The following is a 14,991-nucleotide window of genomic DNA, read 5'->3' as shown; positions in this document are numbered from 1 at the left end:
CGGGAGGCTGGCCGATGCAATTCGATCTCCTGATAAAGGGCGGCCGCCTCATCGACCCAGCATCCGGCCTCGATGCGCCACGCGACCTTGCCATCGCCAACGGCCGTGTCGCCGCGATCGAAGCGGCGATTGACGCCGAACACGCGACACAAGTGATCGACGCGCGAGACTGCCTCGTCACGCCCGGCCTCATCGACCTGCACAGCCACGTCTACTGGGGCGGCACCTCGCTCGGCGTCGACGCCGACCGGCTCGCGGCGAAGAGCGGCACCACCACCTTCATCGACGCCGGCAGCGCCGGCGCCGGCAATTTCCTCGGCTTCCGCCGCCACGTCATCGAGCGCTCGAAGGTCCGCATTCTCGCCTACGTCAACATCTCCTTCGCCGGCATTTTCGGTTTCTCGCAAACCGTCTCCGTCGGCGAATGTAGCGACCTGAGGCTCTGCGAGCCGCGCGAGACGGTGGCTACCGTGCGCGAGCACGCCGACGTCGTCGTCGGCGTCAAGGTCCGCTCCGGCCGCCACGCCGGCGGCACCAGCGGCATCGCCCCGGTGGATCTGGCGCTCGAGGCCGCCGACAAGGCCGGCCTGCCGCTGATGGCGCATATTGACGAGCCGCCGCCCGGCCGCTCGGAAGTGCTGCCACGCCTGCGCCGCGGCGATATCCTCACCCACTGCTTCCGCCCATTCCCCAACGCGCCGGTCTTCGCTTCGGGCGCGGTGCGGCCTGACATGCGGCTGGCACGCGAGCGCGGCGTCATCTTCGACATCGGCCACGGCATGGGCTCCTTCGACTTCGAAGTCGCGAAGGCGATGCTGGCGGAAGGTCTCGCGCCGGATGTCATCTCGAGCGACGTGCATCTCTACTGCGTCGACGGTCCCGCCTTCGACATCCTCGTCTGCATGTCGAAGCTGATGGCGCTCGGCATGCCGCTTGTCGAGGTTCTGCGCGCGGCGACGCAACGCCCGGCTGAGGCGATCGCGCGACCCGATCTCGGTGCGCTGAAGGTCGGCGGTGTCGGCGATGTCGCTGTGCTAAGGCAGCAACCGGGCCGCTTCACTTTCGTCGACGCGATCGGCGCCTCGCTGGTCGCCGACCAGCGGCTGGTTTCAGAGGGTATCGTCCTTGGCGGCACATGGTGGCCGAACGAGGCCGCCGACCACAACGAAACCGAGCGCTTCGAGGCGCATGCGCATCACACCCATGTCGAGGTGGCGGCGAGGCATTTCGGGCATAGGTGATTGGCTGATCTCCCCCCTTGTGGGGGAGATGCCCGGCAGGGCAGAGGGGGGCGCGAAGGATCGCCAACTTCGTTCATTTTGCGACCGACCAGAGCCAGTCCGAGAGCGCAAAGCGAGCTGACTGGAAAGGCAGGCGGGACAGCGCCCCCCTCTGGCCTGCCGGCCATCTCCCCCACAAGGGGGGAGATCGCAGCTTCACCGCCCCGAATTACTCGGCTCGCCATACACCGGCGTCGCAATCCCTTCCATCCGCGCCTTGATCTGCATCGCCACATACTTCGAATAGAAGCGCGACAGCGCGAGATTGCCGCCGTGGAACCACAGCGCTTCTTGCGCCGTCGGCTTCCACATGTTGCGCAACTCGCCCTGCCACGGGCCCGGATCACCCTTCACGCCGGACCCCAGGCCCCAGCATGGCCCGACCTTGTCGGCGACCTCGCGCGACACGATCGTCGCCACCGTCTCGTTCATCGACTGGTAGCCGGTGCAGGAGACGATGGCGTCGACGGCGAGTTCGCTGCCGTCGTCGAACAGGATGCCGCTCGGTGTCAGCGACTTGATGCCGGCGCCGCTGCGCACGCCGATTTCGCCGTTGATGATCAGCTCGCAGGCGCCGACATCGATGTAGAAGCCCGAGCCGGTGCGATAGGCCTTCATCAGCAGCCCGGTCTCGTCCTCGCCGAAGTCGATGGCAAAGCCCGAGGCCCGCAGACGATCGTAGAATTCCGCATCGCGTTTCCTGATCACGTCGTAGAGCGCGCGCTGGCCCTTCGGCACCAGCGCGAATGGCGTCGAGGCGACGATCATGTCGGCCCGGTCGGTGGTGATGCCGCGCTCCAGCGCCTTCTCGGAAAAGATTTCGAAGCCGACCTCCATAAGCGTGTCCGACTTCACCACGGTCGTCGGCGAGCGCTGGACCATGGTGACCTTGGCGCCGCTTTCCCACAGGTCGACGCTGACATCATGGCCGGAGCTTGCGGCGCCGATGACCGCGACCCGCTTGTCGCGGAACTTCTCGCCGCTGGAATACTGGCTGGAATGCAGGATCTCGCCCTTGAACGCTTCGGCGCCGGGCAGGTCGATCCGCCGCGGCGGCCCGTAGGCGCCGGTGGCGAAGACGATGTGCTTCGGCTTCAGCGTGACGCGCTGTCCGACCCGGTCGACGACCACAGTCCAGACCTGTTCGGCCTCGTCATAGCTGGCGCTGACGCATTTGGTGGCGACCCAGTAGTTCAGCTCCATCACCCGGGCATACATTTCCAGCCAGTCGCCCATCTTGTCCTTGGGCGTGAACACCGGCCAGTTTTCCGGGAACGGAATGTAGGGCAGATGGTCGTACCAGACCGGATCGTGCAGCACGAGCGAGCGGTAGCGGTTGCGCCAGGAATCGCCCGGCCGCGCATTCTTCTCGATGATGATTGCCGGTACGCCGAGTTGCCTCAACCTGGCGCCGAGCATGATGCCGCCTTGCCCGCCGCCGATGACAAGGCAGTAGGGCTGCTCCCTGACGCCAAGATCTCGCGCCTCGCGCGCTCGCGCCTCCGCCCAGGTCTCACGGTCGGGATCGGCCTTGTGGCGGATGCCGAGCGGCCGCGCCGGACCCTTTTGCTCCTCGAAGCCCTTGAGCTCGCTCATTGCCGTGAACAAGGTCCGGCAGCGGCCGTCCTTGAGGCGAACGATCCCCTCGCCCCGGGCCACGACCGTTTCGAAGCTGAACCAGGCCTCGATGAGGCCGTCGTCGACGCTCGCCTCGCCGGCAAGGCGCCATTGCGACGGCCGCGCCGTCGAGAGTGTTGACTTGAGCATGTCGCGGATCGCGGGCTGGCCTTCCATGGTCTTGATGTTCCATGTGAAGGTGAGCAGATCGCGCCAGTAGCAGTCCTCGACAAACAGATTGGCCACCGCCTCGATGTCGCCGGCCTCGAGCGCCCGGCCGAAGGAGCCGAGCCAGGCAGCCGCCTGTTGCGATGGTGCGATGTCGAGCATTTTTGATCCTTCCTCGGAATATCGGCCGGGCGGCGCCAAGCGTAGGCGCCGCGCCAGAATGTGTCTCGAGGCTATTGATAATCCGGTGAGGCCAGCCTGCAAATGCCCGGCGGGACAGTGAGAGGCGACACCGACCTGACGAGCCAGAAATCCTTATAGGATTCCTATTTCTTTCCCCTCCGCCCCGTCTCGAACCTTTATGGCCTTCTGATCCATATTTCCGAGGGCAAAGACGCTGTATCGACCGCCACGTCATGGTGGCGGCGGTGTTTTGTGTCGCTTCGACCCTGCCGACTGCAGTCAAAATGAAGCCAACCGGAAATAAGGACCACACGCGATGGACGTCATCGTTATCGGGATAGGTGTTTTATTCTTCGCCCTGTCCTTCGCCTACATCAAAGCCTGCGACATTCTCTGAGCCGAAGGTCCCCAAAATGCTTATCGATTATTTGCTCGGTGGTGGCGTGACCCTGTTCCTGCTCGTCTACCTGACATACGCCCTCGTTCGCCCGGAACGCTTCTGACCGCATCTGGCGCAAGGCACGGAAAGCTATTCTTATGACTCTCAACGGATGGATACAGATCCTCGTCTACTGCGGGATCGTTCTTTTGCTGGTGAGGCCGCTCGGCGGCTACATGTACCGGGTCTTCAACGGCGAGCGCACGTTGCTGTCGCCGATCCTCGGTCCGATCGAACGCGGGCTCTATCGCATTTCGGGAACCAGCGAGCGGGAGGAGCAGCACTGGACCACCTATGCCGCCGGCATCATGGTCTTCAGCCTGGCGAGCTTCCTGCTGCTCTACGTGCTGCAGCGCCTGCAAGGCGTGTTGCCCTACAATCCCGCCGGCATGACGGCCGTCGAGCAGAACCTCGCCTTCAACACCGCCGCCAGCTTCGTCACCAACACCAACTGGCAGAACTATGGCGGCGAAAGCACTATGTCCTACCTGGTGCAGATGGCCGGCCTCACCGTGCAGAACTTCGTGTCGGCGGCCGTCGGCATCGCGATCGCAGTGGCGCTGATCCGCGGCTTCGCCCGCGCCTCGTCGAGGTCGATCGGCAATTTCTGGGTCGATATGACCCGCTGCACCCTCTACATCCTGCTGCCGCTCTGCGTCCCTCTCACCCTCGTCTATGTCTGGCTGGGCATGCCGCAGACGCTTGGCCCCTATGTCGACGCCACCACGCTGGAGGGTGCCAGGCAGACCATCGCGCTCGGGCCCGTCGCCTCGCAGGTCGCCATCAAGATGCTCGGCACCAATGGCGGCGGCTTCTTCAATGCCAATGCCGCGCATCCCTTCGAAAACCCCGACGCGATCTCCAACCTGATCCAGATGGTGACGATCTTCGCGCTGGGCGCAGCGCTGACCAACGTCTTCGGCCGCATGGTCGGCAACCAGCGCCAGGGTTGGGCGATCCTTGCCGCCATGGGCGTGCTGTTCATAGCCGGCGTCGCCGTTTGCTACTGGGCTGAAGCCGCCGGCAATCCGCTGGTCCATGCGCTCGGCATCGACGGCGGCAATATGGAGGGCAAGGAGACGCGCTTCGGCATCGCCGCGTCGGCGCTGTTTGCCGTCATTACCACGGCCGCCTCCTGCGGCGCGGTCAACGCCATGCATGACTCCTTCACCGCCATCGGCGGCCTGGTCCCGATCCTCAACATGCAGCTCGGTGAGGTCATCGTCGGCGGCGTCGGCGCCGGCTTCTACGGCATCCTGATGTTCATCGTCGTCGCCGTCTTCGTCGCCGGCCTGATGGTCGGCCGCACGCCCGAATATCTCGGCAAGAAGATCGAGGCCAAGGAGGTCAAGATGGCAATGCTCGCCATCCTCTGCCTGCCACTGGCCATGCTGATCTTCACGGCCATCGCGGTCGTGCTGCCGAGCGCCGTCGCCTCGATGGGCAATGCCGGGCCGCACGGCTTCTCCGAGGTCCTCTACGCTTACACCTCGGCAGCGGCCAACAACGGCTCGGCCTTTGGCGGTCTCACCGGCAACACGCCCTGGTACAACATCACGCTCGGCATCGGCATGCTGATGGGCCGCTTCCTGGTCATCATCCCGGCGCTGGCCATCGCCGGATCGCTGGTGGCGAAGAAGACGGTGCCAGCCTCGGCCGGCACTTTCCCCACCGACGGCCCGCTGTTCGTCGGCCTGCTGGTCGGCGTCATCCTGATCGTCGCCGGCCTCACCTTCTTCCCGGCGCTGGCGATCGGACCGATCGTCGAGCACTTGGCGATGATCCATGGGCAGACCTTCTGAGCCCGCTATGCGCTGGTTCCACATCATGCGTCGCAAGGCTCGGACCCGAGCCGACAATGAGGGCGAGGCAACCCCCCTCCCTTCCCGACCATATCCACCTTCCTCGGCCTGGCAGTGGTCATGATCGTGATCTGGCTGCTGGTCTACGGACCGCCATTTTCGGCATCCGACCGCTCGGTGCCGTCCAACATCGATACTGGAGCCTCCAAATGAGCCAGTCCAAATCCGCGAGTATCATCGATGCCCGCATCCTGTGGCCCGCCATCGGCGGCGCCTTCAGGAAGCTCAACCCGCGCACGCTGGTCAAGAACCCGGTGATGTTCGTCGTCGCCGTCGTCTCGCTGCTCACCACCGTGCTGTTCGTCAGGGATCTCGTCACCGGCGGCGGCGATTTCGGCTTCACGCTGCAGATCATCATCTGGCTGTGGTTCACCGTGCTGTTCGCCAACTTCGCCGAAGCCGTCGCCGAAGGCCGCGGCAAGGCGCAGGCCGACTCGCTGCGCAAGGCGCGCACCGAGACCCAGGCCAAGCTTCTAGCCGGCGAGGACCGCTCCAAGTTCAAGCTGGTGCCCGGCACCAGCCTGAAGGTCGGCGATATCGTGCTGGTCGAGGCCGGCGACACCATCCCCTCCGACGGCGAGGTGATCGAGGGCGTCGCTTCCGTCAACGAAGCGGCGATCACGGGCGAATCCGCGCCGGTCATCCGCGAATCCGGCGGCGACCGCTCGGCCGTCACCGGCGGCACGCAGGTGCTCTCCGACTGGATCCGCGTGCGCATCACCGCCGCCTCCGGCCACACCTTCCTCGACCGCATGATCTCGCTGGTCGAAGGCGCGGAACGCCAGAAGACGCCGAACGAGATCGCGCTCAACATCCTTCTCGTCGGCATGACGCTGATCTTCGTGCTGGCCACCGCCACCATTCCGAGCTTCGCCTCCTATTCGGGCGGCTACATCTCGGTGACGGTGCTCGTCGCGCTTTTCGTGACGCTGATCCCGACAACCATCGGCGCTTTGCTCTCGGCCATCGGCATCGCCGGCATGGACCGCCTGGTGCGCTTCAACGTGCTCGCCATGTCAGGCCGCGCCGTCGAGGCCGCCGGCGACGTCGACACGCTGCTGCTCGACAAGACCGGCACCATCACGCTGGGCAACCGCCAGGCGACGGAGTTCCGTCCGGTCAAGGGCGTCACCGAGCAGGAGCTGGCGGACGCCGCGCAACTCGCCTCGCTGGCCGACGAGACGCCGGAGGGCCGCTCGATCGTCGTGCTCGCCAAGGAGAAATACGCCATCCGCGCCCGCGATATGGCGACATTGCATGCCACCTTCGTGCCGTTCACCGCGCAGACCCGCATGAGCGGCGTCGACATAGACGGTTCGTCGGTGCGCAAGGGCGCCGTCGATTCCGTGCTCGCCCATGTCAACCAGTCGACCGTGGCCAGCCACGCGACGCGCCCCGGCACCGAAACGATCCGGGATCTGCAGGCGATCGCCGACGAGGTCGCCAAGTCCGGCGGCACGCCGCTGGCGGTCGAGCGCGACGGGCGCCTGCTCGGCATCGTCCACCTGAAGGACATCGTCAAGGGCGGTATCCGCGAGCGTTTCGCCGAGCTGCGCAAGATGGGCATCCGCACGGTGATGATCACCGGCGACAATCCGATGACGGCGGCGGCGATCGCGGCGGAAGCCGGCGTCGACGACTTCCTTGCCCAGGCGACGCCCGAGGACAAGCTGAAGCTGATCCGCGACGAGCAGTCGAAGGGCAAGCTGGTCGCCATGTGCGGCGACGGCACCAACGACGCGCCGGCGTTAGCCCAGGCCGATGTCGGCGTCGCCATGAACACCGGCACTGTGGCCGCGCGCGAGGCCGGCAACATGGTCGACCTCGACAGCGACCCGACCAAGCTGATCGAAATCGTCGAGATCGGCAAGGCGCTCTTGATGACGCGCGGCTCGCTGACGACGTTCTCCATCGCCAACGACGTCGCCAAGTATTTCGCCATCATCCCGGCGATGTTCGCCGTCTTCTATGTCGCGCCGGGCCAGACCTCCGGCCCGCTGCAGGCACTCAACATCATGCATTTGGCGACGCCGCAGAGCGCCATCCTCTCGGCCATCATCTTCAACGCGCTGATCATCATCGCGCTGATCCCGCTGTCGCTGAAAGGCGTCAAATACCGCGCCATCGGCGCCGGCGCGCTGCTCAGCCGCAATCTGCTCGTCTATGGCCTTGGCGGCGTCATCGTCCCCTTCGTCGGCATCAAGGCGATCGACTTGGCCATCACGGCGCTCGGCCTCGCATAAGGACCATTTCCATGCTCAAGCAAGTCAGACCCGCGATCGTCATGATCGTCTTCTTCACCGTCCTCACCGGCCTGATCTACCCGATCGGCATGACCGGCATCGCCCAGGCGCTGTTCCCGCGCCAGGCCAATGGCAGCCTGATCGAGAAGGACGGCAAGGTCATCGGCTCCGAGCTGATCGGCCAGGCCTTTGCCAGCGACCGCTATTTCCATGGCCGCCCTTCGGCCGCCGGCGACGGTTACAACGCCGCCGCCTCCAGTGGCTCCAACCTCGGCCCGACCAATCCCAAGCTGATCGACCGCATCAAGGGCGACGCGGAGAAGCTGAAGGCGGAAAACCCGGGCCAGCCGGTGCCGATGGACCTGGTGACGACCTCCGGCAGCGGGCTTGACCCGCACATCAGCCCCGAGGCCGCCTATTTCCAGGTTCCCAGGGTGGCCAAGGCCAGGGGCCTCGACGAGGCCAAGGTCAAGACGCTTGTCGACAGCCATGTCGAGGACCGCGAGCTCGGTGTTCTGGGTGAGCCGGTGGTAAACGTGCTGGCGCTCAACCTCGCGCTGGACGAAGCCACGAAACAGTGAATGGTGGCGCCGGGGATCGACAGCGTACCCGGCGCAATCCATGTTTAGGGTTGGTGCCAGACGCAGGATCAGATGCCGGACGACAGAAGCAACGCCGAAAAAAGACCCTCGCCGGACGCGCTGCTCGAGCATGCCGAACGGGAAGAGCGCGGCCGTCTGCGGATTTTCCTCGGCGCCGCGCCAGGCGTCGGCAAGACCTACGAAATGCTGATGGCCGGTCGCGCCCGGCTGGCCGACGGCGTGGACGTGGTGATCGGCGTCGTCGAGACGCATGGCCGCAGGGAGACCCAGGCACTGGTCGAAGGCTATGAGGTGATCCCGCGCCGCCACGTCGACTACAAGGGGCGCGTCCTCGACGAGATGGACATCGACGCCATCCTTTCCCGCCGGCCGGCGCTGGTGCTCGTCGACGAGCTCGCCCACACCAACGCACCAGGCAGCCGCCATCCCAAGCGCTATCTCGACGTCCAGGAGATCCTGACGCACGGGATCGACGTCTACACCACGCTCAACATCCAGCATGTCGAAAGTCTGAACGATGTCGTGGCGCAGATCACCCGGGTCAGGGTGCGCGAGACGGTTCCCGATTCCGTCATCGACCAGGCTGACGACATCGAGATCATCGACCTCACGCCAGACGACCTGATCAAGCGGCTGGGGGAAGGCAAGGTCTATTTCCCCAACACCGCGCAACGCGCCATCGAGAACTACTTCTCGCCGGGCAATCTGACGGCGCTGCGGGAACTGGCGCTGAGGCGCACCGCCCAGCGCGTCGACGAGCAATTGCTGAACCACATGCAGTCGCACGCCATACCGGGGCCATGGGCGGCGGGTGAAAGGGTGCTCGTCTGCGTCGATGCGCGTCCGGGCGGGGCTGCCCGCATCCGCTATGCACGCCGGCTGGCCGATAGGCTGCGCGCGCCCTGGACGGCGCTTCACGTGGATACGCCTCGCTCGGCCGCCATGCCCGAGAAAGACAAGGATCGGCTGGCGGCGAACCTGCGCCTCGCCGAGCAGCTCGGCGCCGAGGTGACTACCATTCCCGGCCAGTATGTCGCGCAGGACATCGTTCGCCATGCCAAGGCGAACAACTTCACCCATATCGTGATCGGCAGGCCGACCCGGTCGCGCTGGCGGGAATTGATCGAAGGCTCGCTCACCTATGATCTCATCCGTGATGCCGGCGACATCAGCGTCCACGTCATTTCGGGGACCGAACAGGGCACCGAGGCGGCGTCGAAGACTGTCGGGACGGCAGCCGAGCAAAAGCCCTTCGAAATCTGGCCCTATTTGCTTGCCACGGCGTATGTCGCGGGCTCTCTCGCCTTCAGCGCGGTCCTCGACCAGTTTCTCGACGTCCGCAACCTCGCCATCGTCTTTCTCGTGGCGGTGCTGGCATCGGCGGTGACCGGCGGCTTCTGGCCAGCCTTTTATGCCTGTCTGGTCAGTGCCTTGGCGTTCAACTTCTTTTTCCTCGAACCGCGCTACACGCTGACGATCCGGGATCCCGAGAGCATTGTCGCGCTTGCCATCTTCCTCGTCGTCGCCGTCATCGCCAGCAACCTGACGGCGCGCGTGCAGCGCCAGGCGATCGCCGCCCGCTCGCGGGCGCGGGCCACTGAGGAGCTCTATCAGTTTTCCAGGAAGCTTGCCGGCGCCGGCACGCTGGACGACGTGTTGTGGGCCACCGCCTTCCAGATCGCCCTCATGCTGAAGCTGCGTGTCGTCCTGCTGCTGCCCGAGAACGGCACCATTACCGTCAAGGCCGGCTATCCGCCCGACGACACGCTGGCCGAGGCCGACATCGCGGCGGCACGCTGGGCGTGGGAGCATAACCGCGCCGCCGGCCGCGGCGCCGACACCCTGCCCGGCGCGAAGCGCCTCTATCTTCCACTCAGGACCGGCCGCACGGCGATCGGCGTCGTCGGCCTCGACGACGACAGGCAGGGTCCGCTGCTGACGCCCGAGCAGCAGCGCCTGCTCGACGCGCTCGCCGACCAGGCGGCGGTGGCCATCGAGCGCATCCAGCTGGTCGCGGACGTCGACCGCGCCAAGCTCGCCGCCGAGGCCGACCGTTTGCGCTCGGCGCTGCTCACCTCGATCTCGCATGATTTGAAGACGCCGCTCGCAGCCATCATGGGCGCTGCCGGCACGCTGAGGGATTTTTCGGCTGCACTGCCCGAAACGGACCGCGCCGAGCTCTTGTCGACCGTGCTCGACGAGTCGGAGCGGCTGAACCGCTTCATCGCCAACCTGCTCGACATGACCAAGATCGAATCCGGCGCGATGGAGCCGAACCGTGCCCTCCACTATGTCGGCGATAGTGTCGGCTCGGCCCTGCTCAGGGCACGCAAGATCACCGGGGACCACAAGACCGAGGTCGACATCCCGGCCGACCTGCCGATGCTCAGGCTCGATCCGGTGCTGTTCGAGCAGGCGCTGTTCAACCTCCTCGACAATGCCGCGAAATACGCCCCGCCCGGCTCCACCATCCGGCTGCAGGGCTGGGTCGACAACGGCTCCGTCATCCTGCAGATCATGGATGAGGGACCGGGCATTCCGCCGGATGATCTGGAGCGGATCTTCGACACCTTCTACCGGGTGCGCAAGCGCGACCAGGTGCGCGCCGGCACCGGGCTCGGCCTGTCGATCAGCCGCGGCTTCATCGAGGCGATGGGCGGCACGATCGTGGCGTCAAACCGCACCGACCGCAGCGGCGCGATCTTCACCATCCGCATGCCGGTGCCGACGGAATTGCCCGGCCTGCACCAGGCCGGGGCGGACGACAAGACCAACGGTGACCCGACATGACAAATCTGAACGTCACCATACTGGTCGTGGACGACGAGCCACCGATCCGCAAATTGCTGCGCGTCGGGCTTGGCAGCCAGGGCTATGCGGTGTCCGAAGCGCCGAACGCGAAAGTAGCCATTGAGCTGGTGGAAACGGAGAAGCCGGACCTGATCCTGCTCGATCTCGGCCTGCCCGGCATGACCGGTCACGAATTGCTCGGCAAGTGGCGGGGCGACGGCCTCGACATTCCCGTCGTCATCCTCTCCAGCCGCACCGACGAGGCCGGCATCGTCTCGGCGCTGGAGCTCGGCGCCGACGACTATGTCACCAAGCCGTTCGGCATGAACGAGCTGGTCGCGCGCATCCGCGTGGCGCTGCGCCACAAGTTCCAGCAACAGGGCGAGAAGCCGGTCTTCCACACCGGCGACCTGACCGTCGACCTAGTCAAGCGCATCGTCAGGGTCGAGGGCAAGGAGGTGAAGCTTTCGCCCAAGGAATACGACATATTGCGCATCCTGGTGCAGCACGCCGGCAAGGTGCTGACCCACCATTTCCTGCTGAAGCAGGTCTGGGGCGACAGCACCGACGTGCAATATCTGAGGGTCTATGTCCGCCAGCTCCGGCAGAAGATCGAAAAGACACCCGATCAGCCGCGCTACATCACCACCGAAACCGGCGTCGGCTACCGTCTGCGCGAGGTGGAGTGATACGGGCGATCGGCAATCGCCGATCGTCCCGGCCTGTCGGAACAAAAATCAGCGGGCGGATTCTCGGCGGACGAATTCATCAATTCGGAGTGGCTGCGCACCAACCATGGCACCGCCTGTCAAATGCCCTATATGGATGGAAGGTTTTAACGCGGGAGCGGATCGATGCCGCAGCTTCGTCCAACGACGGTTCTCATGTCGGCAATGCTGGCGACGGCGACATTGCCGGCCTTGGCCCCGCACGCCTCGGCGCAAGTCGTTATCCCAACAAATCGCAATGTTCTGGTCCAGCAGAACGAATTGCAGCAGCTGCAGAGCAGGCTGCAGCGACAGCAATTCCAGCAACAGCAGCAGCTAAATCGCGAGCTGGATCGCCAGATCGTGCCGCAACCCAGACCGCAGGTGCCGGTGGTCAAGCCGAGCTGCCAGGTGCTGGGCAATGCGATTTTGACGTCGTGCCGCTGACAAGCCGGCGTTTTCGATTTATTTAGCCGACTTACCTGCCGGAAATGCAATGTTGCATTGGCGGCGGTTTTGAGGTTTTGGGGATAGCGCCCTCCTTGCTCGGCAGGGGCGCGATCCGGCTGGGTTTCTGGGAATGGCAGCGACCAAGAAGACAGCGGTACGCAAGGCAAAGAAGGGCGAACGGATCCGCCAGGTGGCGGCCATACCCTTTCGGCTGGGCGCAGGCGGCGGCATCGAAGTGATGCTGGTGACGTCGCGCACGACCAGGCGTTTCATCGTGCCCAAGGGCTGGCCGATGAAAGGCAAGAGCGGGCGCAAGGCGGCCATGATCGAGGCGCGGGAAGAAGCCGGTGTCCTCGGCAACATCCTGAAGCAGCCGGCCGGAACCTATTCCTACTGGAAACGGCTGGAGAACCGCTTCGTCCGTGTCGACGTCGTCGTCTATCTGCTGGAAGTGACCGAGGAACTGCCGAGCTGGGCGGAGGAAGGCAAACGGCAGCGGGCGTGGCTGGCGCCAGCCGATGCGGCGCTGCTTATCGACGAGCCGGATCTCTCGACCCTGCTTAGGGATCTAGGGCTTCCGCAGGCAAAGCCTTCAGGCGGACGCTGAAGCTTCAGTCGCTCGCGTCCCCGCGTCCGGGGAAGGGCCGCGCGGGCGCGCCTGCATAGGCCCACAGCCATTCCCGCGGCAGCGGCCCCTTGTTGCGTTCGCCCTGCTGCGACTGCTCCCAGGCATGCGCCAGGATTCCGACCGAGCGCGACAGCACGAACAGGCCGCGCGTCAGTGGCGGCGGGAAGCCGAGCTCGCCGTAGATCACCGCCGTCGCGCCATCGATGTTGAGCGGGATCCTCTTGCCCTTGCGCCTTGCCACCTCGGCCTCGATGGCCTCGGCGATATCGGCGAAGCGGCCAACGACGACGCCACGGGCGGCGAAAGCCCGGGTCAGCTCGATGAGGCGTGGCGCCCGCGGATCGACCGGATGGAAGCGATGGCCGAGACCCGGCACATAGCCCTTGTCCTCGGCGAAGAAGCGATCGAGCCGCACCGACACCGCATCGGCGAGCGTCGTGCCCTGGTCCATCGCAGCGGCGATGTCGCCGTAGAAGGAAAGCGCCTGCTCGCCGGCGCCGCCATGCACGTCGCCCAGCACGTTGATGGCCGAGGCCATGGCGTTGTTGATGCCGACGCCGCAGGTAGCGGCCATGCGGGCAATGGCGATCGACGGCGCCTGCGGCCCATGGTCGACGGCAGCACCGAGCGCGATGCCGAGCAGCGCCGCCTGGTCCTCGCTGGGCAGGTCGCCGCGCAGCATCAGCCAGATGATCGCCGGGAAGCTGACGCGGCCGATGAGGTCCTGGATCTCGTAGCCGCGCAGCCGGATGACGCCGGGGCTCATCTCGATGATGCCGTTCCGCCACCAGTCCTCGCCGCGCTCGCGGCCGGTCTTTTTCTCCGCATCGCTCATGCCCGTGCCCTCGTTCCCGAGCGCTGCGGCAGGCTGGCGAAGACCTCATCCATGTGTTCGCCCAGCGCCGGCGGCGGCGTGGCCGGCAATGGCGCTCCGCCGTCAACCATGAAGCCGCCGCGCACCACGGTAAGCGCCTGATCCATGCCCGGCACGCTTTCGAAGCGGGTCGTCATGCCGCGCTCGGTCACTTGGCGTTCGCCGAGCACTTGCGGGATCGTCAGCACCCGCCCTGCCGGCACGCCGGCGCGATTGAGCTTTTCCTCCCAGGCGGCCGCCGAGGCACCCGCCAGCGCATCCTCGATCAGCGCCTTCAGCGCCGCGCGGTTCTGCTTGCGCGCCTCGCGTTCGGCAAAGCGCGGATCGGACGCCAACTCCGGCCGATCGATCAGCCGGCAGAGCGTGACGAACTGCTCCTGCTTGTTGGCGGCGATGTTGAGCAGCCCATCGCCGGTGCGGAACGCGCCGGACGGTGCCGCCGTCATGTTCTCATTGCCCATCGGCCGCGGCTCGACGCCGGCCGTCAGATAGTTGGACACCGGCCAGCCGAGCGCCGACAGCGTGCACTCCAGCATCGAGACGTCGAGGAACGCGCCCTCGCCGGTTGTCTTCTGCCTGACCAGCGCGGCAGCGATGGCGAAGGCGCCGACCAGCCCGCCCAGTGTGTCGGCGACCGGATAGCCGACACGCAGCGGCGCCGTTTCCGGCGTGCCAGTGATGCTCATGATGCCCGACAGCCCCTGGATGATCTGGTCGTAGGCCGGATTGTCGCGCATCGGCCCGCTCTGGCCGAACCCCGATATGGCGCAATAGACGAGACTCGGGCGGACCGCCTTCAGGCTGGCATGGCCGAGGCCCAGCCGGTCCATCACGCCCGGCCGGAAGTTCTCCACCAGCGCATCGGCGGAGGCGACCAAGTCAAGGAACCGGTCGCGATCGGCCTCCTTCTTGAGATCGAGCACGACCGATCGTTTGCCGGCGTTCTGCGCCAGGAACGAGGAGCCCATGCCGGCCTGGTTGAGCGTTGCCGAAGCGCCGAGCTGGCGCGCCAGATCCCCGCCATTCGGCGCCTCGACCTTGATCACGTCGGCGCCGAGCAGCGCCAGCTGGTAGGCGCAGTAAGGGCCGGCCAGAACATTGGTCAGGTCGAGGACACGGATGCCGGAAAGCAGGTCGGTCATGACGCT

Annotated in this window: 12 protein-coding genes; 9 read left to right on the top strand and 3 right to left on the bottom strand. The window is 65.8% G+C overall.

The features are described from left to right. Window positions 1-14 precede the first annotated feature (14 nt). Window positions 15-1,241, top strand: coding sequence for an amidohydrolase/deacetylase family metallohydrolase (locus JG743_RS08870; RefSeq protein WP_202299563.1), 1,227 nt, complete (start codon window positions 15-17; stop codon window positions 1,239-1,241). A gap of 195 nt (window positions 1,242-1,436) precedes the next feature. Here the strand turns inward: JG743_RS08870 and JG743_RS08865 are convergent, their stop codons facing one another. Further along, complete coding sequence (locus JG743_RS08865; RefSeq protein WP_202299561.1) at window positions 1,437-3,227, bottom strand: NAD(P)/FAD-dependent oxidoreductase; 1,791 nt, start codon at window positions 3,225-3,227, stop codon at window positions 1,437-1,439. A 434-nt stretch (window positions 3,228-3,661) separates the two neighbouring features. Here JG743_RS08865 and JG743_RS08860 point away from each other — a divergent pair, with 434 nt between their 5' ends. The 8 genes from JG743_RS08860 to JG743_RS08820 all read left to right on the top strand — a co-directional run bounded on the left by JG743_RS08860 (window position 3,662) and on the right by JG743_RS08820 (window position 12,948). Further along, window positions 3,662-3,751, top strand: a complete 90-nt coding sequence (locus JG743_RS08860) for a K(+)-transporting ATPase subunit F (protein WP_202299559.1) — start codon at window positions 3,662-3,664, stop codon at window positions 3,749-3,751. Between the two features lie 34 nt (window positions 3,752-3,785). Continuing rightward, the gene (gene kdpA, locus JG743_RS08855; RefSeq protein WP_202299557.1) at window positions 3,786-5,489 is read left to right on the top strand and encodes a potassium-transporting ATPase subunit KdpA; all 1,704 of its coding nucleotides are present in this window, start codon (window positions 3,786-3,788) and stop codon (window positions 5,487-5,489) included. Window positions 5,490-5,698: 209 nt separating this feature from the next. After that, window positions 5,699-7,792, top strand: a complete 2,094-nt coding sequence (gene kdpB, locus JG743_RS08845; RefSeq protein WP_202299555.1) for a potassium-transporting ATPase subunit KdpB — start codon at window positions 5,699-5,701, stop codon at window positions 7,790-7,792. Between the two features lie 11 nt (window positions 7,793-7,803). After that, window positions 7,804-8,373, top strand: coding sequence for a potassium-transporting ATPase subunit KdpC (kdpC, locus tag JG743_RS08840; protein WP_202299553.1), 570 nt, complete (start codon window positions 7,804-7,806; stop codon window positions 8,371-8,373). 72 nt (window positions 8,374-8,445) lie between these two features. Next, window positions 8,446-11,184 (top strand): sensor histidine kinase, encoded by a 2,739-nt coding sequence (locus tag JG743_RS08835; RefSeq protein WP_202299544.1) that lies wholly within the window; start codon window positions 8,446-8,448, stop codon window positions 11,182-11,184. After that, window positions 11,181-11,873 (top strand): response regulator transcription factor, encoded by a 693-nt coding sequence (locus tag JG743_RS08830; protein WP_202299542.1) that lies wholly within the window; start codon window positions 11,181-11,183, stop codon window positions 11,871-11,873. Before JG743_RS08835 ends, JG743_RS08830 begins: the two co-directional genes overlap by 4 nt. Before the next feature lie 165 nt (window positions 11,874-12,038). Then, entirely contained in the window at window positions 12,039-12,338 is a 300-nt protein-coding gene (locus tag JG743_RS08825) for a hypothetical protein (protein WP_202299540.1), read from the top strand. 133 nt (window positions 12,339-12,471) lie between these two features. Next, the gene (locus JG743_RS08820; protein ID WP_202299538.1) at window positions 12,472-12,948 is read left to right on the top strand and encodes an NUDIX hydrolase; all 477 of its coding nucleotides are present in this window, start codon (window positions 12,472-12,474) and stop codon (window positions 12,946-12,948) included. Window positions 12,949-12,952: 4 nt separating this feature from the next. Here the strand turns inward: JG743_RS08820 and JG743_RS08815 are convergent, their stop codons facing one another. After that, entirely contained in the window at window positions 12,953-13,804 is an 852-nt protein-coding gene (locus JG743_RS08815; protein ID WP_202299536.1) for a citryl-CoA lyase, read from the bottom strand. Then, window positions 13,801-14,985: a CaiB/BaiF CoA transferase family protein gene (locus tag JG743_RS08810; RefSeq protein WP_202299534.1), complete on the bottom strand. Its 1,185-nt coding sequence runs from the start codon at window positions 14,983-14,985 to the stop codon at window positions 13,801-13,803. Before JG743_RS08810 ends, JG743_RS08815 begins: the two co-directional genes overlap by 4 nt. Window positions 14,986-14,991 lie beyond the last annotated feature (6 nt).

This window comes from Mesorhizobium sp. 131-2-1, from assembly GCF_016756535.1.
In the GTDB taxonomy this organism is placed as follows: domain Bacteria; phylum Pseudomonadota; class Alphaproteobacteria; order Rhizobiales; family Rhizobiaceae; genus Mesorhizobium.
This window is presented reverse-complemented; position numbering and strand designations above follow the sequence as displayed.

Coding starts and splice junctions, on each gene's coding strand:
- JG743_RS08870 (WP_202299563.1), top strand. CDS start 15: ATGCAATTCGATCTCCTGATAAAGGGCGGCCGCCTCATCGACCCAGCA.
- JG743_RS08865 (WP_202299561.1), bottom strand. CDS start 3,227: ATGCTCGACATCGCACCATCGCAACAGGCGGCTGCCTGGCTCGGCTCC.
- JG743_RS08860 (WP_202299559.1), top strand. CDS start 3,662: ATGCTTATCGATTATTTGCTCGGTGGTGGCGTGACCCTGTTCCTGCTC.
- kdpA (WP_202299557.1), top strand. CDS start 3,786: ATGACTCTCAACGGATGGATACAGATCCTCGTCTACTGCGGGATCGTT.
- kdpB (WP_202299555.1), top strand. CDS start 5,699: ATGAGCCAGTCCAAATCCGCGAGTATCATCGATGCCCGCATCCTGTGG.
- kdpC (WP_202299553.1), top strand. CDS start 7,804: ATGCTCAAGCAAGTCAGACCCGCGATCGTCATGATCGTCTTCTTCACC.
- JG743_RS08835 (WP_202299544.1), top strand. CDS start 8,446: ATGCCGGACGACAGAAGCAACGCCGAAAAAAGACCCTCGCCGGACGCG.
- JG743_RS08830 (WP_202299542.1), top strand. CDS start 11,181: ATGACAAATCTGAACGTCACCATACTGGTCGTGGACGACGAGCCACCG.
- JG743_RS08825 (WP_202299540.1), top strand. CDS start 12,039: ATGCCGCAGCTTCGTCCAACGACGGTTCTCATGTCGGCAATGCTGGCG.
- JG743_RS08820 (WP_202299538.1), top strand. CDS start 12,472: ATGGCAGCGACCAAGAAGACAGCGGTACGCAAGGCAAAGAAGGGCGAA.
- JG743_RS08815 (WP_202299536.1), bottom strand. CDS start 13,804: ATGAGCGATGCGGAGAAAAAGACCGGCCGCGAGCGCGGCGAGGACTGG.
- JG743_RS08810 (WP_202299534.1), bottom strand. CDS start 14,985: ATGACCGACCTGCTTTCCGGCATCCGTGTCCTCGACCTGACCAATGTT.